The sequence below is a fragment of the Bradyrhizobium sp. AZCC 2176 genome (assembly GCF_036924645.1).
In the GTDB taxonomy this organism is placed as follows: Bacteria; Pseudomonadota; Alphaproteobacteria; order Rhizobiales; family Xanthobacteraceae; genus Bradyrhizobium.
Window position 1 is genome coordinate 5,302,730 of the sequence record NZ_JAZHRX010000001.1, and the last position, 22,385, is coordinate 5,325,114.

The 22,385-nt window shown below is 63.5% G+C and carries 20 protein-coding genes and 2 pseudogenes; 12 read left to right on the forward strand and 10 right to left on the reverse strand.

Annotated features, from left to right (window positions below; all coding sequences use genetic code 11):
* Window positions 1-94 precede the first annotated feature (94 nt).
* The 5 genes and pseudogenes from V1288_RS24900 to V1288_RS24920 all read right to left on the reverse strand — a co-directional run bounded on the left by V1288_RS24900 (window position 95) and on the right by V1288_RS24920 (window position 4,808).
* Window positions 95-1,699 carry a TRAP transporter large permease gene (locus V1288_RS24900; protein ID WP_334359552.1) on the reverse strand — a complete coding sequence of 535 codons (1,605 nt, stop codon included), beginning with the start codon at window positions 1,697-1,699 and terminating at the stop codon, window positions 95-97.
* Entirely contained in the window at window positions 1,696-2,235 is a 540-nt protein-coding gene (locus tag V1288_RS24905; protein WP_334359553.1) for a TRAP transporter small permease subunit, read from the reverse strand. The genes V1288_RS24900 and V1288_RS24905 overlap by 4 nt, the downstream gene beginning before the upstream one ends.
* A 357-nt stretch (window positions 2,236-2,592) precedes the next feature.
* Window positions 2,593-3,627, reverse strand: a complete 1,035-nt coding sequence (gene moaA, locus V1288_RS24910) for a GTP 3',8-cyclase MoaA (protein ID WP_334359554.1) — start codon at window positions 3,625-3,627, stop codon at window positions 2,593-2,595.
* Window positions 3,628-3,736: 109 nt separating this feature from the next.
* Window positions 3,737-4,059, reverse strand: a pseudogene (locus tag V1288_RS24915) (hypothetical protein); the annotation flags it as partial.
* 62 nt (window positions 4,060-4,121) lie between these two features.
* Window positions 4,122-4,808: an HAD family hydrolase gene (locus V1288_RS24920; RefSeq protein ID WP_334359555.1), complete on the reverse strand. Its 687-nt coding sequence runs from the start codon at window positions 4,806-4,808 to the stop codon at window positions 4,122-4,124.
* A 67-nt stretch (window positions 4,809-4,875) separates the two neighbouring features.
* Between V1288_RS24920 and V1288_RS24925 the strand changes: the two genes are divergently transcribed.
* The 6 genes from V1288_RS24925 to V1288_RS24950 all read left to right on the forward strand — a co-directional run bounded on the left by V1288_RS24925 (window position 4,876) and on the right by V1288_RS24950 (window position 9,306).
* A complete protein-coding gene (locus V1288_RS24925) occupies window positions 4,876-5,172 on the forward strand; it encodes an SDR family NAD(P)-dependent oxidoreductase (protein ID WP_334359556.1) in 297 nt (98 codons plus the stop codon).
* Between the two features lie 12 nt (window positions 5,173-5,184).
* On the forward strand, window positions 5,185-5,382 hold the full coding sequence (locus tag V1288_RS24930) for a helix-turn-helix domain-containing protein (protein WP_334361397.1): 198 nt from the start codon (window positions 5,185-5,187) through the stop codon (window positions 5,380-5,382).
* A 151-nt stretch (window positions 5,383-5,533) separates the two neighbouring features.
* Window positions 5,534-6,241, forward strand: a complete 708-nt coding sequence (rpiA, locus tag V1288_RS24935) for a ribose-5-phosphate isomerase RpiA (RefSeq protein ID WP_334359557.1) — start codon at window positions 5,534-5,536, stop codon at window positions 6,239-6,241.
* Between the two features lie 15 nt (window positions 6,242-6,256).
* Window positions 6,257-6,796 carry a DUF2059 domain-containing protein gene (locus V1288_RS24940; protein WP_334359558.1) on the forward strand — a complete coding sequence of 180 codons (540 nt, stop codon included), beginning with the start codon at window positions 6,257-6,259 and terminating at the stop codon, window positions 6,794-6,796.
* 68 nt (window positions 6,797-6,864) lie between these two features.
* Entirely contained in the window at window positions 6,865-8,250 is a 1,386-nt protein-coding gene (gene gor / locus V1288_RS24945; RefSeq protein WP_334359559.1) for a glutathione-disulfide reductase, read from the forward strand.
* A 204-nt stretch (window positions 8,251-8,454) separates the two neighbouring features.
* On the forward strand, window positions 8,455-9,306 hold the full coding sequence (locus tag V1288_RS24950) for a 3-hydroxybutyryl-CoA dehydrogenase (protein WP_334359560.1): 852 nt from the start codon (window positions 8,455-8,457) through the stop codon (window positions 9,304-9,306).
* A gap of 109 nt (window positions 9,307-9,415) precedes the next feature.
* Here the strand turns inward: V1288_RS24950 and V1288_RS24955 are convergent, their stop codons facing one another.
* The 3 genes and pseudogenes from V1288_RS24955 to V1288_RS24965 form a co-directional block, all read right to left on the reverse strand.
* Window positions 9,416-10,492 (reverse strand): flavodoxin family protein, encoded by a 1,077-nt coding sequence (locus V1288_RS24955; protein ID WP_334359561.1) that lies wholly within the window; start codon window positions 10,490-10,492, stop codon window positions 9,416-9,418.
* Window positions 10,493-10,572: 80 nt separating this feature from the next.
* Window positions 10,573-11,163 (reverse strand): cysteine hydrolase family protein, encoded by a 591-nt coding sequence (locus tag V1288_RS24960; protein ID WP_334359562.1) that lies wholly within the window; start codon window positions 11,161-11,163, stop codon window positions 10,573-10,575.
* A gap of 698 nt (window positions 11,164-11,861) precedes the next feature.
* Window positions 11,862-12,755: pseudogene (locus V1288_RS24965) on the reverse strand (alpha/beta hydrolase family protein); the annotation flags it as partial.
* A 174-nt stretch (window positions 12,756-12,929) separates the two neighbouring features.
* Here V1288_RS24965 and V1288_RS24970 point away from each other — a divergent pair.
* The 3 genes from V1288_RS24970 to V1288_RS24980 all read left to right on the forward strand — a co-directional run bounded on the left by V1288_RS24970 (window position 12,930) and on the right by V1288_RS24980 (window position 16,569).
* Window positions 12,930-14,318, forward strand: coding sequence for a class II 3-deoxy-7-phosphoheptulonate synthase (locus V1288_RS24970; RefSeq protein ID WP_334359563.1), 1,389 nt, complete (start codon window positions 12,930-12,932; stop codon window positions 14,316-14,318).
* A gap of 1 nt (window position 14,319) precedes the next feature.
* A complete protein-coding gene (locus V1288_RS24975) occupies window positions 14,320-14,673 on the forward strand; it encodes a diacylglycerol kinase (RefSeq protein WP_334359564.1) in 354 nt (117 codons plus the stop codon).
* 144 nt (window positions 14,674-14,817) lie between these two features.
* Complete coding sequence (locus V1288_RS24980; protein ID WP_334359565.1) at window positions 14,818-16,569, forward strand: NAD+ synthase; 1,752 nt, start codon at window positions 14,818-14,820, stop codon at window positions 16,567-16,569.
* A 26-nt stretch (window positions 16,570-16,595) separates the two neighbouring features.
* Here V1288_RS24980 and V1288_RS24985 read toward each other — a convergent pair whose 3' ends face one another.
* Window positions 16,596-17,762 (reverse strand): DUF2865 domain-containing protein, encoded by a 1,167-nt coding sequence (locus tag V1288_RS24985; protein ID WP_334359566.1) that lies wholly within the window; start codon window positions 17,760-17,762, stop codon window positions 16,596-16,598.
* Between the two features lie 165 nt (window positions 17,763-17,927).
* Window positions 17,928-18,233 carry a hypothetical protein gene (locus V1288_RS24990; protein ID WP_334359567.1) on the reverse strand — a complete coding sequence of 102 codons (306 nt, stop codon included), beginning with the start codon at window positions 18,231-18,233 and terminating at the stop codon, window positions 17,928-17,930.
* A 465-nt stretch (window positions 18,234-18,698) separates the two neighbouring features.
* On the opposite strand from V1288_RS24990, the gene cysS reads away from it, so the two are divergent.
* The 3 genes from cysS to cimA all read left to right on the forward strand — a co-directional run bounded on the left by cysS (window position 18,699) and on the right by cimA (window position 22,339).
* The gene (gene cysS / locus V1288_RS24995; protein WP_334359568.1) at window positions 18,699-20,114 is read left to right on the forward strand and encodes a cysteine--tRNA ligase; all 1,416 of its coding nucleotides are present in this window, start codon (window positions 18,699-18,701) and stop codon (window positions 20,112-20,114) included.
* A gap of 117 nt (window positions 20,115-20,231) precedes the next feature.
* A complete protein-coding gene (locus V1288_RS25000; RefSeq protein ID WP_334359569.1) occupies window positions 20,232-20,744 on the forward strand; it encodes a GNAT family N-acetyltransferase in 513 nt (170 codons plus the stop codon).
* Entirely contained in the window at window positions 20,741-22,339 is a 1,599-nt protein-coding gene (cimA, locus tag V1288_RS25005; RefSeq protein ID WP_334359570.1) for a citramalate synthase, read from the forward strand. The genes V1288_RS25000 and cimA overlap by 4 nt, the downstream gene beginning before the upstream one ends.
* Window positions 22,340-22,385 lie beyond the last annotated feature (46 nt).

The window sequence follows — 22,385 nt, forward strand, 5'->3', positions numbered from 1 at the left end:
CGTCAATTGGAAGTTTGTTGATATTGAAAGGGAATTAGCCCTGTGGATCGGGGTCATCCACCCCCGGGCGCCGGCCTGTCCGGGCCCGCGGTCGCTATTGCTTTTGAGGGCCGAAATCCAGCGGCGGCGGGAGCTCGATTTCCGGCACCACGATCTTGACCTTGCTGAGATCGACGTCGAGCGGCTTGTCGAGCAGAGCCGTTACCGTGACGGGGAAGGCGATCACGATCGCCACCATGATCGCCTGCAGGCCGATCCAGGGCAGGGCGCCCCAATAGATGTCGGAGCTCTTCACTTCCTTGGGCGCAACCCCGCGTAGATAAAACAGCGCGAAGCCGAACGGCGGATGCAGGAACGACGTCTGCATGTTGACGCAGAGCATGACACCGAACCAGATCAGCGCGGCATCGGGGCCGACGACCGGCGCCAGCACCTTCTGGGCGATCGGCGCCACCATCGGCAGGATGATGAAGGCGATCTCGAAGAAGTCGAGGAAGAACGCCAGGAAGAAGATGAAGAGGTTGATGAAGATCAGGAAGCCCCAGACGCCGCCGGGAAGCGTGGTCAGATGGTGCTCGAGCCAGACGCCGCCGGAGACGCCGAGGAACACCACCGAGAAGCAGGTCGAACCGATCAGGATGAACACCACCATGGTGGAGAGGCGCATCGTCGATTCGTAGCCCTGCTTGATCAGGTCGCGCAGGTCCGGAATGCGGACGGCTTCGAGGCAGAGCCAGACGACGGCGAGATAGACCACCGCGAAGGTCAGCTTGAACAGCTTTCCTTCGCCGAGCAGGACGCCGACAATGGCGCCGACGCCGGTGGCGGCGATGCCGATCAGCAGCATCTTGTGCCCCTTGCTGCTCAGCTCCTTGTGGTGAATCGCGGCGAGCACGATGGCGCCGATCGCGCCCATCGCGCCGGCTTCCGTCGGGGTCGCCAGGCCGAGCATCATGGTGCCGAGCACCACGAAGATCAGCACGGCCGACGGGATGATGCCCATCAGGCATTTGCGCCAGAGCGGCCAACCGGTCAGCGTCCGCGCTTCCTTGGGCACGGCCGGCACGTGATGGGGCAGGAAGAGCCCGAGAAAGAACGTGTAGCCGGCGAACAGGGCGATCTGGAGCAGCGACGGCCCCCAGGCGCCGAGATACATGTCGCCGACCGACTTGCCGAGTTGGTCGGCCATCACGATCAGCACCAGCGAGGGCGGCACCAGTTGGGTGATGGTGCCGGATGCGGCGAGCACGCCGGTGATGTAGCGTACGTTGTAGCCGTAGCGCAGCATCACCGGCATCGAGATCAGCGCCATGGCGATGACCTGCGCCGCCACCGTGCCGGTAATCGCGCCGAGGATGAAGCCGACGATGATGACGGAATAGCCGAGGCCGCCGCGGATCGGGCCGAACAACTGGCCCATCGAATCCAGCATGTCTTCGGCGAGCCCGCATCGCTCGAGGACCGAACCCATGAAGGTGAAGAAGGGGATCGCGAGCAGCAATTCGTTGGAAAGCACACTGCCGAAAATGCGGCCCGGAATGGCCTGCAGGAAGTTCATGTCGAAGAAGCCGAGATAGATCGACAGGAACCCGAACGACAGCCCGAGCGCGGCCAGCGTGAACGCCACCGGAAAGCCGATCAGCATGGCCAGAATCAGGCCGCCGAACATCAGCGGCGGCATCATCTCCAGCGTGATCATTGGGTAGGCCTCTCGTATTTCGCATCGATCACGACGTAACCCTTCAGCGCAGCGATGCGCTTGATCACCTCGGAGACGCCTTGCAGCGCCAGAAAAACGAAGCCCACGGGAACGACAGCCTTGATCGGCCAACGAATCAGGCCGCCGGCATTGCTCGAGGTTTCGCCGACTTCGTAGGCCTGCATGAAGAACGGCCACGACAGATAGCTGAGCAGCAGGCAGGACGGGATCAGGAAGCAAAGCGTGCCGATCAGGTCGAGCCAGAGCTGGCCGCGCTCGGACAGCGTCAGATAGAGAATTTCGACGCGAACATGCTCGTTCTTCTTGAAGGTATAGGAGGCGCCGAACATCACGAAGACGGCGAACATGTACCACTGCAATTCGAGCCAGGCGTTGGAGCTGTAGCCGAACGCGTAGCGGATCATGGCGTTGGCGGCGCTCACGACGCAGGCTGCGAGCACGAGCCAGTTGCAGACGCCGCCTAGTTTCTCATTGAGCCAATCGATTGAATTACTCAGTGCTAACAATGGGCGCATTACGCTCTCCTCGGACACGTCATCGACGCGCCGGATTTTTCATTGATATTGCATCGCAGCCCCCAGCCAGGCACGCAGAGCCGCCGCCGCTCGGCGGGCGCGCGGGTTCGTTCCGGCGCGAAAAGCGCGCGGATCCACAGCTCATTCGCTGGAGCAATTGCAACGATAGTCCCCCCAAATCTCGCGCTTACTGCCGTCTTGACTGCATCTTGAAGATGCAGCGGCCTGTTCCGGCCGTGCTGGCGTGAAAGCAGGCGCACCATTTCAGTGGGGCGGGGCGGCGTCAATTGGGGAATGGAAAATCGGCGCGCAGGGTCAATTTATTGCGCGGAAGGCCTTAACCGCGCACCGAAAATTTCAACCGCCGGTAACGCTCATATGGCGGCTAACACTCGGACGGTTATGCCGGCGGTCGATGATGAAGTCGTGGCCCTTCGGCTTCAGCCCGATGGCGCGATCGATCGCGGCCGACAGCAGGTCGTCGTCGGCCGACGCCCGCAACGGTTTGCGCAAATCGGAGGCATCCTCGTGGCCGAGGCAAGTGTGCAGCGTGCCGGTACAGGTGATCCGTACCCGATTACAGGATTCGCAGAAATTATGCGTCATCGGCGTGATGAAGCCGAGCTTGCCGCCGGTTTCGCCGACCCGGACGTAGCGGGCGGGGCCGCCGGTATCTTCATCGAGGTCGGTCAGCGTGTAGTGCTGGGCGAGGCGGGCGCGCAGCAGCGACAGCGGCACATACTGGTCGATGCGCCCTTCGCCGATGTCACCCATCGGCATGACTTCGATCAGCGTCAGCGCCATGCCCTTGCCGTGCGCCCATTCCATCAGCGCGGGGATTTCGTCCTCGTTCATGTTCTTCAGCGCCACCGCGTTGATCTTGACTGCGAGGCCTGCGCTGCGCGCGGCCTCGATGCCGGCCAACACTTTGTCCAGGTCGCCCCAGCGTGTGATGGCGCGGAACTTCTGCGCATCGAGCGTGTCGAGCGAGACGTTGACGCGGCGGACGCCGCAGTCGCGCAATTCGCCGGCAAAGCGCTCCAGTTGCGAAGCGTTGGTGGTCAGTGTCAGTTCATCAAGCGCGCCGCTCGAAAGATGCCGCGACAGCGAGCGCACCAGCGACATCACGTTGCGCCGGACCAGCGGCTCGCCGCCGGTGAGGCGGATCTTGCGCACGCCCTTGGCGATGAAGGCCGAGCACAGCCGGTCGAGTTCTTCCAGCGTCAGCAGGTCCTTCTTCGGCAGGAACGTCATGTCCTCGGACATGCAGTAGAAGCAGCGCAGGTCGCAGCGATCGGTCACCGACACGCGCAGGTACCGGATGGTCCGGCCGAACGGATCGACCATCGGCTGGAACCGGTGATCGGATGAAGTCAATGAGGAACCGCTCATAACCTGCCTTGCTGGTTTCGGCGCGGAGCTGCCCGCGAAGTCGCTAGCACAATCTAGGCACCTTCCAGCCCGCCTACAATCCGCAACCTGCCGAAGCTGGGCAGCGGGATCAGCGCGCGGCGGGCTGCGCCGGGGCATGGTCTGGCGCGGCGGCCGCCTTGGGTGGCTTCGGCTGCTTCGGCCGCATCGGCTTGCGCACCCTCGGCGGCGGCGCGGCCGGCTTGAGCTCCGCGAAGACCGGGCTGGGCTCAATGATGGTCGTCGTCGCCGGCGAGGCAAAATCGCCGGGATTGCGGATCACCTGGACCGGAACCGTGACCGGCTGGAACTTGGGGCTCGCGAAGGTGACGGAGAAGCCGGCATCGGGTGCGGGTACGTCGATTGAGCAGGGGGTTCGCAGGCCGGCCCGAGCGAGGTCGTGGCATCCGCTCCACGGTTCCCAAATGGTTAGCGCCGAATATTGGCGTTTTAGATACATCAGATAAATCAGATGGTTAGGATCGGGAAGGAACCTTGCTGAGGCTTTTAACTGCCGCCGGCAACTCGCGCATATGGCCGATCAGCCGGTCGGGCTTCAGTTCGGCGATCGGCACATCGGTGTAGCCGAACTCGACGCCGATCACGGGAATGCCGGCCCGTCTCGCCACGCCGACGTCGGGGCCGGCGTCCCCGACCATGATGGCCGCTGCCATATCGCCGCCCGCCCGCGCCACCGTCTGCTGCAGGATGATGGGATCGGGCTTGGAGACGCCGAACGTGTCGGCGCCGCAGATGGCGGAAAACCGTCCGCTCAGGCCCAATTGGTCGAGCAGCCGCTTCGATAGCCATTCCAGCTTGTTGGTGCACACCGCAAAGCGGCAGCCCTGCGCCGCAAGCTCATCGAGGGCGGCTTCCAGCCCCTCGAACGCCCGCGAGGCGTCCGCAATGTGGGCGGCGTAATAGTCGATGAAATCGCGCATGAGGCGGTTGACGTCTTCCACGCTCATCGCGCGGCCTTCCAGCTCGAGCCCGCGCTCGATCAACTTGCGGGCGCCGGCGCCGATCATGTTGCGCGCTGATTTCAGGGGCACGGGCGGCACGCCCGCGCGGTCGAGCGCGAAATTGAGCGCGGCAATCAGGTCGGGCGCGGTGTCGACCAGCGTACCGTCGAGGTCGAAGACAACAGTGCGGGGAAGGGTCATGGGAATTCGCTAGCGGCAGGCAAAGCATCGTGCAAGTAGGGAAGTACAAATCCCGGGAGGAACCGCCATGCGAGAATTCGCCGGCACGACGGCGTTTGTGACCGGCGGAGCCGGAGGGATCGGCTTTGCGCTCGGCCGGGCGTTTACTCAGTCCGGCATGAAAGTGATGCTGGCCGATATCGAGGCTGATGCGCTGCAGGCTGCGGTCAATCGAGGTGGGGCTCGAGCCCGCTTCCGTCGCCGCGCGCGTGCTGCAGTGCCGCTGATTTGCCCGAGGTGTCAAAATGTTTTCGCGGGATCGCTCAAAGCATCCATGCAGGCGATCACCCCGCTACTTTGCATGGGGTTGTTTTCGATATTTTAGCTGGGAGCGACAATCACGCCGGCCTTGCGCACGCTCGTCGCTGCTTCGAGCGCAAAAAGCCTCAGCAATCCGAACCTGGCCGATCGAACCATCGGTGCGCTGGCGTTTGAGGCCAGTTACGGCGATCTTTCGACCTTCAATCACGATTTTCGTCGTCACTATGGAATGACCCCATCCGCCCTGCGCGCGGCCGTCCTCGGCGCTGGCTAGGTAAAGTCCTGATTCAAGCCTGCCTCTGGAGGAGAGGGAGGTCCGGTTAGCTCCAAAATTGGCGTTCCGGGAGCCTGTCGAAGCTGTTCCTGCCGGCAAAACGACGCTAGACATGCGCCGCGGATCGGCGGAGTTCAGAGGCTTTCGGCACGTGGATATGGACCAATTAAAGCGGCAGGCGGCGGCACAGGCGCTGGAGCATGTTCAGGATGGCATGAAGCTCGGGCTGGGCACCGGCTCGACCGCCAAGCATTTCGTCGACCTGCTCGGCCAGAGAGTTGCCGGCGGGTTACGCGTGGTGGGCGTGCCGACGTCGGAAGCAACCCGCGCCCAGGCCGAAGCGTGCAATATTCCGCTGACCACGCTCGATGAAGTCGATCGGCTCGATCTCACCGTCGACGGCGCCGACGAGATCGATGGCGCGCTGAACCTGATCAAGGGCGGCGGCGGCGCGCTGTTGCGGGAGAAGATCGTGGCGGCGGCCTCCGATCGCATGATCGTGATTGCCGACGATACCAAATGGGTCGATGTTCTCGGCCGTTTCCCCCTACCTGTAGAGGTAATTCCGTTCGGGCTCGCCGCCACCCAGCGGGCCATCGCCACGGCATTTGCCCAAAGCGGCGTTTCCGGGCAAATGAGGCTCCGCAAGGGCAAGGACGGCCACGTTTTTGTCACCGATGGCGGCCACTGGATTGTCGATGCCCATCTCGGGCGCATCACGGATGCACCGCGTCTGGCGGGCCTCTTGAGCCTGATCCCGGGTGTCGTCGAACACGGGTTGTTCATTGGCCTGGCCAGCACCGCCTTCCTGGCAGGTGCGAAGGGAATTCGCGTAGTTGAGCGGCGGCAACGCCGGTAATCGAGGAGAATTGGAATGAAGAGCCTTTCACGGATTTTGTCGGCGGCCGGCCTTGCGGTGGGGCTGGCCCTGACCGCCGTTCCGGCCGACGCGCAGCAGAAAAATGCGCCCGCCGCGACGGCGCCACTCAAGCCCGGCTCGCCGGCTGCCATCGCCGCCGCCAAGGAAATCCTGGCGATGAAGAACGCGAGCGCGATGTATGCCAACGCCGTTCCCAATCTCGTCGAGCAGACCAAGAACGTGCTGATGCAGAGCAATCTGAACTATCAGAAAGATCTCAACGAAGTCGCCGTGATCGTTGCCAAGAATCTCGCCGGCCGCGAGAAGGAAATCGGCGAGGGCATGGCACAGGTCTACGCCAACGAGTTCACCGAGCAGGAGCTGAAGGACCTCGTCACCTTCTACAAGTCGCCGCTCGGCCAGAAATTGCTCTCGAGCGAGCCCCGCGCCATCCAGTTCAGCATGTCCTACATGAACCAGTGGGCGCAGACGTTTGCCGAAACCATCAACGGCCAGTTCCGCGCCGAGATGAAGAAGCGCGGCAAGGATATCTGATCCGGTTTGCGTGAAGAAAGCGCGTCAAGGCAACGACAGGAAGCGATCTGACTTCGGGCGGGGTTAATATGGCTGAGTTCGACGTCGATCTGTTCGTCATCGGCGGGGGGTCGGGTGGCGTTCGCGCCGCCCGCATCGCCGCCGGCTACGGCGCCAAGGTCATGGTCGCCGAAGAATACCGGATGGGCGGCACCTGCGTGATCCGCGGCTGCGTGCCAAAAAAGCTGTTCGTGCTCGGCTCGCACGTCCGCCACGAGATCGAGGACGCAGCAGGTTTCGGCTGGACCATTCCCGAAGTCTCCTTCGACTGGCCGACGCTGGTCGCCAACAAGGACAAGGAGATCGCGCGTCTCGAAGGCATCTATGCCGCCAATGTCGAGAAATCAGGCGCGCGCATCGCAAAGACCCGCGCGATGCTGGAGGACGCCCACACGCTGCGGCTGATGACCGGCGAAAAGGTCACCGCGAAATACATCCTGATCGCAACCGGCGGCGCGCCCAACCACGGGCGCGAGATCCCCGGCATCGAGCACGTGATTTCCTCCAACGAGGCGTTTCATCTGACCGAATTGCCGAAGCGCATCGTGATCCAGGGCGGCGGCTATATCGCGCTGGAGTTCGCCGGCATCTTCGCCGGCTTCGGTTCCGATGTGACAGTGATCTATCGCGGCGACAACATTTTGCGCGGTTTCGACGAGGACGTTCGCAAGCACGTACGCGCCGAGATGGAGAAGCAGGGGATTACGATCATCACCGGCTGCACCATCGATAAAGTGGACAGGCACGGCAACGAATTGACGACCCATTTATCGAACGGTTCGAGCATCGCGTCTGATAAGGTGATGTTCGCGATCGGGCGGCACCCGAACGTCGCCAATCTCGGCCTCGAAAAGGCCGGCGTCGCCATCAACCCGGCCAATGGCGGGATTGCGGTCGATGAGTGGTCCAAAACCTCGGTCGACAACATCTATGCGATCGGTGACGTCACCCACCGCCTCAATTTGACGCCGGTCGCGATCCGCGAGGGCCATGCCTTCGCCGACACCGTGTTCGGCAAGCGTCCCGTCGAGGTCGACCACGCCACCATCCCGACTGCAGTGTTCTCGCAGCCCGAAGTCGGCACCGTGGGCCTGACCGAAGCGCAGGCGCGCGCGCAGGTGAGCCACGTCGACATCTACAAGGCCGATTTCCGTCCGATCAAGGCGACGATGTCCGGCCGCGACACCCGCGTGCTGATGAAGCTCGTGGTCGACGGCACGACGGATCGCGTGCTCGGCTGCCACATCGTCGGCGACACCGCCGCCGAAATCGTCCAGGCGGTCGCCATTGCCGTGAAGATGAAGGCGACGAAAGCCGATTTCGACGCCACGATCGCGCTGCATCCGACGGCCGCTGAAGAGCTGGTGACGATGCGGACACCGACGGCGCGGTATGTGAGGCAGGCAGCGGAGTAGGGCGGTAGGATGGATGGAGCGAAAGCGATACCCATCAAATCTCGTCCCAATCCTTAGCCGAATGAGCGGAGCGACATCCGGTCCGTCTCCCCGCATATCGCTAACGCTCATGCGGGCTAGCTGTCCGGAATTCTCTCCGGGCTACCGGCGGCCACGGCACTCTGATAACGGTGCAGGCAAACATTCAATAACGGAGTTATCCCCATGATCGAAACAATCGGCATCGTAGGCGCAGGCACGATGGGCAACGGCATCGCCCAGGTTTGTGCGGCGGCCGGTCTCCCCGTCGTCATGACCGACATATCCGATGCCGCGCTGACGCGTGGCATGTCCGTCGTGTCGAACAGCCTGGAACGCCTGGTCAACAAGCAGAAGATGACCGATGCCGACCGGCAGGCTGCGCTGGCGCGGATCACGACGACCACGGACACTGCGAAATTCTCCACCTGCGATCTCGTGATCGAGGCGGCGACCGAGAACGAGGATTTAAAGGTCAAGATCCTGAAAGATCTCTGCACAAAGCTGCAGCCACGGGCGCTACTCGCGACCAATACCTCCTCGATCTCGATCACCAAGCTCGCCGCCGCGACCGACCGGCCGGACCGTTTCATCGGCCTGCACTTTTTCAATCCGGTGCCGCTGATGGCGCTGTTGGAATTGATCCGCGGTTTGCAGACTTCGGACAACACGCATGCCGAGGCGGAAGCCTTTGCAAAGCGGATCGGCAAGGTATCCATCACGGCGAAGAACAGCCCGGGCTTTGCGGTTAACCGCATCCTCTGCCCGATGATCAATGAGGCGATCTTTGCGCTTCAGGAAGGCATCGCCACGGCGGAAGACCTCGATGCCGGCATGAAGCTCGGCTGCAACCACCCGATCGGCCCGCTGGCGCTGGCCGACATGATTGGTCTGGACACCATGCTGTCGGTGATGGAGGTCTTCTACGAAGGCTTCAACGACCCGAAATACCGCCCCGCGCCGCTACTGAAGGAAATGGTCGCCGCCGGCCATCTCGGCCGCAAGACCGGGCAGGGGTTTTATAGCTACGGCAAGTGAGGGCGGCGGAGAGCAGGGTGGACAAAGCGAAGCGTGCCTACCAATTCAATTAACGATCGGAGGGTAGATGGTGGGCACGGCGCGTTGCGCCTTCGCCCACCCTACGCAGCTATTTCGGATTGGGATCGGCAAGACCCTGCGCCGGATTCTCGAATTTGCCCGCACGCGCGAGCTTCACCGCATTGCCGAGCGCCCGGGCCGCGTTGATCGTCTCCTCGTGAAACTCCCGATCCTCATCCAGCGCCTGGTGCGAGGTGGCGTAGGGCTCCATATAGCCGACATAGCCCTCAGCTTCGGCGGTGCGGCCCGCCGAGATCAGCGCCATGTCAGTCAGCCAGTCCGCAAGCGAGCGGCGCAGCGTCTCTGTGCCCGCGCTGTCGCCGTGCACGACGAGCCCGAAATGCCGGCCGGCCAGATGGCGCGGATAGGGCCAACCTTTCAGCTCGAGCGCCTTGGCCTGGTCGGCGTGCTTGCCGTGTGTCGACGTCGGGTCCGGATTGCCGCCATCGGCGCAGACCAGCCGGTCCATCATCGCCTTCAGCGCGGTCGGGGCATGGTACCAGTTCACCGGCGCCACGATCAGGATGCCGTGGGCCGCGACCCACAGCGGATAGATCTCGTTCATCCAGTCGTCGGTCTGGCCGAGCGAATAGTTCGGATAGCAACTGCACGGCCAGTGACAGAGCGGCATCGCGGTCGCGACGCAGGATTTGCAGGGATGAATCTGCCGGCCGAATTCCGACGCCAGCCGCGACAGGTCGAGGATGTCGACCGCAAATCCCATCTCGACGAACACCGGCTCGGCAAGTTTGACCAGCCGCCACGTCTTCGACATCTCGCCGGGGCAGGTATGCTCGCTGCGCGCCGAGCCGTTAATGACGAGGATGCGCGGCTGAGCTGCCACATCGTCGTGGCGCCGCTGCGCTTCAAGAATCGCCTCGTGGGCGGCCAGCCAGTCCACCGAGATTTCGTATTCCGGATCGGCAAAGCCCGGCCCCGCCTTGCGCGTATGTGGGGCTTTTCGCGAATGGCTGTAAGCGTCCCACGCGGCCGCGACGATAGCGTCGAGCTCGCGCTGCAGCGGCCGGAAGGCCGGATCGACGAAGCGGCTGCGGTAGCGCTTTTCGAATTCGCCGCGCGGCAATTTGACGGGCGGCATTCCCTTGCGAATGTCCGGCTCCGCCATGGATCGATCCTCTCGTGCGATGACTGCAATAAAGTCAACGTCGGATATGCAGCGGCAGTTCCTCACCGCTGTCGGCGCGGCTAATCCGGATGCCACATCTCGAGCAGCTGCTCGGCGCTAACGAGATCGATCTGTTCGTGAAACCTGGTGCGATACATGGTCATCAGCGCATCGTGACCGGTGTCCGAGGAGCTGCACAGGGCGTCTTGCACGATCACAACGCGAAAACCGAGATCGACCGCGCCGAGCACGGTGGACAGCACGCAGACGTCGGTTTCCGCGCCTGACACCACCACCGTCCCGACGTGCCGCTCGACCAGCAGATGACCGAGCCGCGAGCCGAAGAACGCCGAATAGGCGGGCTTGTCGACGACGAGCGCCGGCGGCGAATAGCGCGCAAGCTCAGGCACGATATCGAGCGCGCGGGGTGCGAGATTGCTGCGCGTCGCGCGCTGCCATCTCGTGAAATAGGCCTGCCATTGACCGCGCCGGTTTTCGGGTTTTTCCGGCGTGACAAAGCGCGTGAAAATGGTGCGCTCCTTGTAGCGCGCGCAGATGTCCGCGATGACCGGCAATACCCGCTCCATCCATGGCGTTTCCCACACGCCGCCTCTGGCGAAAATGTTCTGCATATCGATGCACAGATGCGCCGCGTCGCGAATGCCTTCCATGGACGCCCTCTCACCTTGCTGGAAGGGCTAATTCGGCAAGCAGGAACTGGTTTCAACGGCGTTCAAGGCCGTCGGCGGCGCTCAATCTGCGGCGGACGAATGGCAGTCATGCCGGAACCATCCCGGACCAATCGCGGTTGGCGGCGCGCTTGTCCTTCCAGCCATCAGCGCTTGTGGAGCACCCCCATGTTGAAGCCTCTCGCGGCCGCCTCTGTTCTGCTGTTCGTCTTTTCCGTCGAAGCGAATGCGCGTCCTCACCATCGGCATCACGGTCATCGGGCGCACGGCTGGTGCGGCAGTTACTTAAGCAAATATCTCGGCAAGCCGGATCGCCGTCTGGCGCTTGCACGCTCCTGGGCGAGCGAAGGCATGAATGCGGGCGGCCCTGGAATCGGCGTGGTGGTGGTTTGGTCGCATCACGTCGGCATCATTACCGGGCAAACACCCGACGGCCAGTGGATCGTTCATAGCGGCAATGATGGTGGCGCGGTCCGCACGCGAGCCCGATCGCTGGCCCGAGCGATTGCATTCAGGCGTGTGTAGCGGACAGTGGACCTAGCCATATCCACCGTCGTTGCGAGCGCAGCGAAACAATCCACGTCTCCACTTGTGGCGCTATGGATTGCTTCGCTACGCTCGCAATGACGGCGCGGTTGTCGGCATATCGACTCCGCCACAACAGTGCATCTACACCCGGCCTCGATCCATTCCGCTGCGCCGCGCCATAGCGTATCGCGATGTTCGGGCTTGAAAAATCCCATGTGCCCGATCTTGGCGGCGCCGGTATCGGCGGGCGTCACCGTGACGATGTCAGGCTTGATCGAGGTAAATCCCGAGCACAGCAATTCGACCGCGGGCCGCGTCGCCCAGGGATCGTCGGACATGCAGAGCGCGCGCAACGCGCCCTTGTAGTTTGGGAAATTCTGCAAGGCTTCGAGGCTGGCGTCGTCGAACAGATAGCGCGGGCTCATCACCCAGCCGACCCATTGCAGGAATGCGTCCTTCGGCAGGTCCATGCCGAGGCCGGCCTTGCCCGGCATGTAACCGAGCGTGCGGGTGAGGGGGAGGCCGACGAAATTCAACAGGGCGTAGACGCGGTAGCGCTCCGGCGCCGTCATCAGTTTCCAGTAGCCGGCCTGGGCTGCAACGAACAGCGCGCGCGAAATCTCGGAATTGTTCGGCAACAGCCCGAGCGCCTGGCCGCCGAACGAATGTCCGACATAGGCAAACGGCAGCGCCTTGTAGCGCGCGCGCATCCAGGCGACGGCCGCGGTGATATCGTGAGAAGCCCAGTCCGACATCGAGGCCTTGAAGCCGACCAGCGATTTCGGCTGGTTGGTGCCGGTCAGCGCCTGCTGCCGGCTGTCGCCGGTGCCGCGATAGTCGTAGGTCAACACCGCGCAGCCGCGCTTGGCGAGATAGCCGGCAAAGCCCCGGTAGAGCTTGCGGGGGACCGCGGTCGCCGAATTGATCAGGACCGCATGACGCTTGGCCCCGCGGGGCAGAAACAGCGTCGCGGCAAGGGGGTATCCATCCGTTGCGGGGACCGTGATGTCGTCGCAAAATACGTCGTCCAGTCCCGGCTCGGCCACCGCGATCGCTCCCTGAGGTTTTGCGAGCGGCCATAACAAATGCGAATTCAGCTTTTGCCGCAAGAGCTTGTCGGGACTAGTGGAAATCTAACTGGCGGTTGGCCGAAGGCCTGTGTATAACCCGGCCCTTAACAATCGCCATTAAGTTGCGGTTTTTGCTCAGGAGTTAACGTCATGTCCGAGCGGTGGACGCCCGATAGCTGGCGCACCAAGCCGGTGCTGCAAGTGCCCGACTACCCCGATGCCAAGGCATTGGCCGACGTCGAGGCGCAACTGGCCACGTTCCCGCCGCTGGTGTTTGCCGGCGAAGCCCGCAACCTGAAGAAAGCGCTGGCTCGGGTCGCCGCGGGCGAAGCGTTCCTGCTGCAGGGCGGCGATTGCGCCGAGAGCTTTGCCGAGCATGGTGCCAACAACATCCGCGACTTTTTCCGTGTGCTGCTGCAGATGGCCGTGGTCCTGACCTATGCGGGCGCGCTGCCGGTGGTGAAGGTCGGCCGCATCGCCGGTCAGTTCGCAAAACCGCGCTCGTCGAACACGGAAAAGGTTGGCGGCGTCGAGCTGCCGAGCTACCGCGGCGACATCATCAACGACATCGCCTTCACGCCGGAAGCGCGCATTCCCGATCCGCAGCGCCAGATGATGGCGTACCGGCAATCCGCGGCGACGCTCAATCTGCTCCGCGCGTTCGCGACCGGCGGCTTTGCCAACCTCGGCAGCGTCCATCAGTGGATGCTCGGCTTCCTCAAGGATTCCCCGCAGTCGCGCCGCTACAAGGAGTTGGCCGACCGGATCTCGGACGCGCTGAATTTCATGCGCGCCTGCGGCCTCGACCTCGAAAGCCATCCCGAACTGCGCGCCACCGATTTCTACACCAGCCACGAGGCGCTGCTGCTCGGTTACGAGCAGGCCTTCACGCGCGTCGATTCCACGACCGGCGACTGGTACGCGACCTCGGGCCACATGATCTGGATCGGCGACCGCACCCGCCAGCTCGACCACGGCCATGTCGAGTATTTCCGCGGCATCAAGAACCCGATCGGCCTGAAATGCGGTCCCTCGCTGAAGCCGGATGAGCTGTTGAAGCTGATCGACATCCTCAATCCCGACAACGAGCCCGGCCGCCTGACGCTGATCAACCGCTTCGGCTCCGACAAGGTCGGCGATCACCTCGCGCCGCTGATCCGCGCCGTGCAGCGGGAAGGGCGCATCGTCGTCTGGTCCTGCGATCCCATGCACGGCAACACCATCACCTCGACCTCGGGCTACAAGACCCGCCCGTTCGACCGGGTGCTGTCGGAGGTGAAGTCGTTCTTCGCCATCCACGCGGCGGAGGGCACGCATGCCGGCGGCGTGCACCTGGAAATGACCGGGCAGGACGTCACCGAATGCATCGGCGGCGCGCGTGCCATCACCGACGAGGACCTCAACGACCGCTATCACACGGTCTGCGATCCCCGTCTCAACGCCGAACAATCGATCGACATGGCCTTCCTGATCGCCGAACTGCTCAAGCAGGAACGTGCGGGCAAGGAAAAGCCGATGCCGGCCGCAGCGGGACTCTGATTTGCTGCGACTTTGGCGGGCCACCATCAACACGCGTAACGGCCTCGCTTTTGCGATCCGCTCGGAGCAGGCCGTTCGCGAGGAAATTTTCGCGCTGGCGCTGTCGGTGCCGCTGGCCTGGCTGGTCGGCGTCACCATCATGCGTTGCGTGGAACTTGTCGCGGCCGTCGCCTTTGTCCTGGTGGTCGAGCTGCTCAACACCGCGATCGAGAAGCTCGCCGACCGCCTGACCACCGATCACGACCCAAAGATCGGCCAGGTCAAGGACATGGGGTCGGCGGCCGTCGGTGTCGCGCTGCTGATGGCCGGCCTGTTCTGGCTGTTCGCCCTCGCCGAACGCATGGGCGCAATCTAGATATGCGGTTCTGATCAGGATCAGAACCGCATATCTAAGTTTTGTTTTGACGCGTTTCTTCACGCGAACCGGTACCCACTTCGCTTGAAAACGCTTTAAAGCGAGCATTTGCAGTTTGCTCTTGTGCAAGGCACCATCGCTCCCATGACCGAACCAACCTTCAAGATCACGCTGGCGCAGTTGAACCCGACGGTCGGCGACGTCACGGGAAACGCCGCCAAGGCGCGCGCCGCGCGCGACAAAGCCAAGGCCGACGGCGCCGATCTCCTAGTGCTGCCCGAATTGTTCATCACCGGCTACCCGCCGGAAGACCTGGTGCTGAAGCCCGCCTTCCAGGCGGCCTGCCGCGCGGCGATCGAAGAACTGGCGCGTGAGACCGCAGGCGGCGGTCCGGCTGTCCTGATAGGCACGCCCTGGGTCGAGGACGATAAGCTCTATAATGCCTGCGCGCTGCTCGATCAGGGCCGCATCGCCGCCCTTCGCTTCAAGGCCAATCTGCCCAATTACGGCGTGTTCGACGAGAAGCGGCTATTCGCGCGCGGTCCGGCTGCGGGTCCGGTAACCGTCAAGGGCATCCGGATCGGCGTTCCCATCTGCGAGGACATCTGGCTCGAAGAATCAGAAGAATACGAGAACGTCGTCGAATGCCTCGCCGAGACCGGTGCGGAAATTCTGGTGGTGCCGAACGGCTCGCCTTACGCGCGCGACAAGAACGACCTGCGGCTGTCGATTGCGGTCGCCCGCGTCACCGAGAGCGGGCTGCCGCTGGTCTATCTCAACCAGATCGGGGGGCAGGACGAACTGGTGTTCGACGGCGCGTCGTTCGTGCTCAACGCCGATCTCTCGGTGGCGGCGCAGTTGCCGGCATTCGAAGAGAGCATCGTCACGCTGAACTGGGCCAGGAGCGCCGATGGCTGGCGCTGCTCGGGGCCGGTGGCGCCGCTCATCGAGGGCGACAAGGCCGACTACGCGGCGTGCGTGCTCGGCCTGCGCGATTACGTCCGCAAGAACGGATTTCCTGGTGTGCTGCTCGGCGTCTCCGGCGGCATCGATTCCGCGCTGTGCGCGGCGATCGCGGTCGACGCGCTCGGCGCCGACCGGGTTCGCGGCGTGATGCTGCCGTTCCGGTTCACCGCGCAGGTGTCGCTGGATGATGCGGCCAGGCTCGCACAAGCGCTCGGCATCCGCTACGAGGTGCTGCCGATAGCGGATGCCGTGAACGGCTTTGAAAAAATCCTCTCCGGTCCGTTCGCCAGCCTGCCGCGCGACATCACCGAAGAGAATTTGCAGGCACGCACCCGCGGCACGCTCTTGATGGCGATTTCCAACAAGACCGGCGCGATGGTGGTTACGACCGGCAACAAGTCGGAAATGTCGGTCGGCTATGCCACGCTCTACGGCGACATGAACGGCGGCTTCAATCCGATCAAGGACATCTACAAGACCGAAGTGTTTCGGCTCTCGAGCCTGCGCAACGAATGGAAGCCCGACGGTGCGCTCGGGCCTTCAGGCGAGGTCATTCCGGTCAACATCATCACGCGGCCGCCGACGGCAGAGTTGCGCGAGGACCAGACCGACCAGGATTCGCTGCCGCCTTACGAGATGCTGGACGGTATTCTCGAACGGCTGGTCGAGCGCGAGGACCCGCTCGCCACGATCATCGCCGCCGGCTTCCCGGCCGACGTCGTGACACGGATCGACCGGCTGCTCAACATCGCCGAATACAAGCGCCGGCAGGCGGCACCGGGCGTCAAGGTGACGGAAAAGAACTTTGGCCGCGACCGCCGTTATCCCATCACCAATCGTTTCCGCGACAATGGCAAGGCGTTGCCCGCGCCCGACGAAAAGCTGGTCGCCCGCGCTGGCCGCGCCTCGGCAGACGCGTTCGAGGGGTAGAGCGTTTTCGACCGGCGAGGCCGCGTCTACTGCTTCGGCGGGATGAAGGTTGGGCCCACCGTGCGGACCGGCTTGTCCTTGTCGTTAGCCGTGGCGGTCGTATCGGGCGGCGGCGGTGCTGTCGCCGGTGCGGCGGCGGTGCCAGCAGGTGCCGTGCCCTTCTTGGCGGTGGGCGGCGGTGCGCCCTTCTGTGCGCGCTGCTGCATCCGCCTCGCGCTCTCCTCGGTGACGATGATGTCGCCTTGTTCGACCCCGGCCCTGTCGTCGACGGACTTCAGCGCTTCGGACCAGGTCTGGCCGGCGGCCTTGCAGGCGCAGGAGGGATTGAACTCGGTGCGGAATTTGAACGCGTTCGGCAGCGACGAATAAGGCTGGCCGCTGATCGAGACCGCCTGGTTGATGTCCTCGCCGGGGTTGCGGTAGGTGAACAGCGTCGCTTCCGTCGCCGGGCAAAGCGACTTGCAGGTCTTTTCGTCGTCCTGGAAACGCGCCTGATAGGTGGCGAACGACACCGGGAAGTAGCCGCCGTCGCAGGTGCGGACGCAGACGGTGCGGAAGGTGCCGGACGGCGGGCCGAGTTCGGCGCTAGGCGGCGGCAGCGTATTGTTGTTGCCGAACAGACTGTCGATGAAGTTGCCGGGACCGCGCGCGGCAGCGGCATATTGCGGGCCGCAATTGTTCTGCGCGAGCGCCGTCAGCACCGAGCGGCGCTGGTTTTCGCGGTCGGCGCCGCCGATGCCGCCGCTGCGCAGGCGCTCCAGGCTGGTGGTGATCTGGTCGAGATTGGCGCGCATCTGCTGGATCTGGTTGTTGACCGGACCGCACTGGGCGGACCGGCCGTTGAACAGCGAGAAGAAGCCCGAGCTTTCGCAGCCCATGCGCTTGGCCTGCTGCGTGACCCGATCGAGTTCGCCCTGCTGCTTGGCCTGGGCTTCCTGATAGCGGCGGATCTGTTCATCCTTGGCCGGGTCGCCGGTGCCGGCGCCGCGGTCGATGGTCGCCAATTGTCCTTCGAGCCGGATACAGATCGGATTGGCCTGCGCGCCCTGCTGTGGTGGGCCGTCCTGGTTCATCTGCGCCATGGCGTCGTCGTTCGTTTGCGCCAAAGCGGGCGCGCCCGGGGCGGCGATACCGAGCAGGACGGCGCAAGCCAAAATCCGAAGGGAGAGGGCAGCGTTGCGAATTTCCAGCATATCCGGCCAATGAGAGCTGATCCGCGCGACTTGAAAGCCTTTATCGCGCGGCCAAGGCGGCATGTTGCAACCAAGGCCGCATCCAATACCTGCTTCTCGGGGCAGCGTCACGTCGTTTCCGGGGCGCAGGTGTGGCAAACCGGCCTCCGATATTCCGGTCTCCAGCTAGCGCTGGCAGGTAATCGCGACGTATTCGCCGCAGCCGTGGCCGGAGCATTTATCGCCGCCGCTGCTCGATACCGCGCCGGTGACTTCGTCGGGATCGACGCGGCGATAGGCGGTGGCCTGTGCAAATTCCCGTGACTGACAGTAGGAGCGGGCGGCATGGGCGCCGCATTTTTCGCCCCTGGCAAGGCATTCATCCACGCCATAACCGTCGGCCTGATTGGCAATGATGAAAACGCGGCTGTCGGCGGCAGCGGCCGAGGCGGCAAGCAGGAAGGCGCAGGCGAGGAGTGCAGAGGATCGCATGGAGGACACCGGCAGGGGATGAGGAACCACCTTCAGGAATAGGCCCAAAGTGGTTAATAATGATTAACCATGAGCCCGTGGGGCGGCAGCGAATGGCGGGGGCGGCGGCCTGATCGGCCCCAAATCGGGCACAAGCAAGGCCTTGACGGCGTCCCTCCGATACCGCAATGGTGGAACCATGAACGGTCTCCTCGCCATCTGCAGCATTTGCCGCGAGATTATTAGCTAGCGATTCGCTGGCTGAGGCCGTCTTTTCTCAAAAACTGAGATCACTGGACGCCCGGCCGGCAGCGCACCGGCTCTCGCATTCGCATGTTCTTGCGGCGAATGGGGTTGCGAATGCGAGAGCCGGTGCCTGCAAGAAACTAAAAGTTTAGTGCCGCCTGCGATTTGAAGTTCCTGATCGATCTCGCTGCTACCACTGCAGGAACTTCAAAATCGCCCTCGGCGCTGGGATGGGTTTCCATGGAATTACGCCTCTACGATACGTTGACGAAGGAGAAGCGGTCGTTCGTGCCGCTCGATGCCGATAACGTCCGCATGTATGCCTGCGGACCGACGGTCTACGACTTCGCCCATATCGGCAACGGCCGCGCGGCGATCGTGTTCGACGTGCTGTTCCGCGTGCTGCGCCATCGCTATGGCGCTGACCACGTGAAGTACGTCCGCAACATCACCGACGTCGACGACAAGATCAACGTGCGCGCCGCGCGCGACTATCCCGGCGTGCCGTTGAATGAGGCGATCCGCAAGGTCACCGAAGAGACCTATCGGCAGTATCAGGACGACGTCACTGCGCTGGGCTGCTTGGCGCCTACGGTGCAGCCGCGCGCGACCGAGCATATTCCGGAGATGCGGGCAATCATCGAGAAGCTGGTGGCCGGCGGCTTTGCCTATGTCGCCGAAGACCACGTGCTGTTCTCGCCGCAGGCGATGAATGCGGCAAATTCCGCGATGCCGCGCTACGGCGCGCTGTCGAAACGCTCGCTCGACGAGATGATCGCGGGCGCCCGCGTCGACGTCGCGCCCTACAAGCGCGACAACACCGACTTCGTGCTGTGGAAGCCGTCGAAGCCGGGCGAGCCGTCATGGCCTTCGCCGTCGGGCATCAAGGCGGAAGGCCGCCCCGGCTGGCACATCGAGTGCTCGGCGATGGCATGGAAGCATCTCGGCGAGAAGTTCGACATTCATGGCGGCGGCATCGACCTGGTGTTTCCGCACCATGAGAACGAACTCGCGCAGACCTGCTGCGCGTTTCATTCCGACCGCATGGCGAATGTCTGGATGCACAACGGCTTCCTGCAGCTCGAAAGCGAGAAGATGTCGAAATCGCTCGGCAACTTCTTCACGATCCGCGAGATGCTGGCCGATTGGCCAGGCGAGGTGCTGCGCTTGAGCATGCTCAAGACGCATTATCGATCGCCGCTTGACTGGACCACGAAGGGTGCGGAAGAAAGCGCAAAGACGCTCGACGACTGGTACGCGGTCGCAGCCGACGCCGCGAACGGTCAACCGTCGCCGGCCTTGGTTGATGCGCTCTATGACGACCTCAACACGGCGCAGGCCATGGCGGTCCTGCACGGCCTGCGGAACGCTGCTGCTGCCGGCGGCGAGCGCGAGCGCGGCGAGTTTGCGGCCTCGCTCCGGCTGCTCGGTTTCCTCTCGATGAGCGCCGCCGCGTGGAAGGGACGCAAGCAACAGGCCAGCGGCGTCGATCCGCAACAGGTCGATCGGCTGATTGCGGAGCGCACGGCGGCGCGCGCGCGAAAGGATTTCAAGGAGTCCGATCGTATTCGCGACGAGCTCGCCGCCATGGGTGTTGCCATCAAGGACGGCAAGGATGCCGATGGAAAACCCGTAACCACCTGGGAGATCGCGTGATGGACAAGCCCGATACCCCGTTCCCAAAGCACTGGCGCTATTACATCTTCATCAAATGGGCGCTGATCGTTGCCGCGGTCGTGCTGGCCTTGAGACTGTTCGGAGTGTTTTGACGCGATGGGACAGGCATTGCCCAAACCTGGCTTGCGGCCATATCTGCCGGCGGATGTCCCGATGCTGGCGGCGATCTTCGTTGCCGCCATCGAGGGACTGACCGGCGACGACTACAGCGAAGCGCAGCAGGAAGCCTGGGCTCAGGCTGCCGAGGACGAAGAAGCGTTCGGCAAGAAGCTTGCCGGCCAGTTGACGCTGATCGCGACCATCCAGAATGCGCCGGTCGGCTTCGCCTCGCTGAGGGGGGCCGATCACATCGACATGCTGTTCGTCCATCCGAGCGTCGCGGGGCAGGGGGTCGGCTCGATGCTTGTTGATGCGCTGGAGAAACTGGCCGGCGCGCGCGGGGCGAAAGCCCTGACGGTCGACGCCAGCGACACCGCGGAGCCGTTTTTCAGGAAGCGCGGTTATACCTCCAAACAGCGCAACACCGTCTCGCTCAACGGCGAATGGCTCGCCAACACCACGATGCAGAAGACGCTGGCCGACAGATCAACGCCGGGAGTTCCGACATGAGCCGCGAACGCCTTTATCTGTTCGACACCACGCTACGCGACGGCGCGCAGACCAACGGTGTCGATTTCACGCTGCATGACAAGCAGATCATCGCGCAGATGCTGGATGAACTCGGCGTCGACTATGTCGAGGGCGGCTATCCCGGCGCCAATCCGGCCGACACCGAATTCTTTTCGGACAAGCCGAAGTTCGAGAGTGCCAAATTCACCGCGTTCGGCATGACGCGCCGTCCGGGCCGTTCGGCCTCGAACGATCCCGGGCTTGCGGCACTGATCGAGGCCAAGGCCGATGCGATCTGCTTTGTCGCCAAATCCAGTGCCTATCAGGTGCGGGTGGCGCTGGAGACCACCAACGAGGAAAACCTCGCCTCGATCCGCGACAGCGTCGTTGCTGCGAAGGCCGCCGGACGCGAGGTGATGGTCGATTGCGAGCACTTCTTCGACGGCTACAAGGAAGACGCCGAATTCGCGCTGGCCTGCGCCAAGGCGGCCTATGAGTCCGGCGCGCGCTGGGTAGTGCTGTGCGACACCAATGGCGGCACCATGCCGCATGAGATCGAAACCATTGTAGGCGCCGTGACAACGCATATCCCGGGTAGCCATGTCGGCATCCATGCCCATAACGACACCGAGCAGGCGGTCGCCAATTCGCTGGCCGCCGTACGCGCCGGGGCGCGGCAGATCCAGGGCACGTTGAACGGGCTCGGCGAGCGCTGCGGCAACGCCAATCTCTGTTCCCTGATCCCGACGCTGCGGCTGAAGAACGAATTTTCCGACGCGTTCGAGATCGGCGTCACCGCGGAAAAGCTTGCGACGCTGATGAAGGTATCACGGACGCTCGACGACATGCTCAACCGCGCGCCGAACCGCCATGCGGCTTACGTCGGCGAGAGCGCGTTCGTCACCAAGGCCGGCATTCACGCCTCGGCGATGATGAAGGACCCGCATAGCTACGAGCACGTGCTGCCGGAATCCGTCGGCAACCATCGCAAGGTGCTGGTGTCAGATCAGGCCGGCCGCTCCAACGTGATGGCCGAACTCGACCGCGCCGGCATCACCTACGAGAAGACCGATCCCAAATTGGCGCGCCTCGTCGAGGAGTTGAAGGAGCGCGAGGCGGCGGGCTACGCCTATGAGTCCGCCAACGCCTCGTTTGATCTACTGGCGCGGCGCACGCTTGGCCGGGTGCCTGAATATTTCAAGGTCGAGCAGTTCGACGTCAATGTCGAGCAGCGTTACAACGCCAACGGCCAGCGCGTCACGGTGGCGCTGGCGGTGGTCAAGGTCGATGTCGCCGGCGAGCGGCTGATCTCGGCTGCGGAAGGCAACGGCCCGGTCAATGCGCTCGACGTCGCGCTGCGCAAGGACCTCGGCAAGTACCAGAAATACATCGAGGGCCTGAAGCTGATCGACTATCGCGTGCGTATCCTCAATGGCGGCACGGAAGCGGTGACGCGGGTCTTGATCGAGAGCGAGGACGAGAACGGCGATAGCTGGATCACGGTCGGCGTGTCGCCGAATATCATCGACGCCTCGTTCCAGGCGCTGATGGATTCGGTGGTCTACAAGCTGGTGAAGTCGGGCGCACCGGCGTGAGTTTGAAGATGTGGCCCGGATGGAGCGCAGCGCAATCGGGGACTCT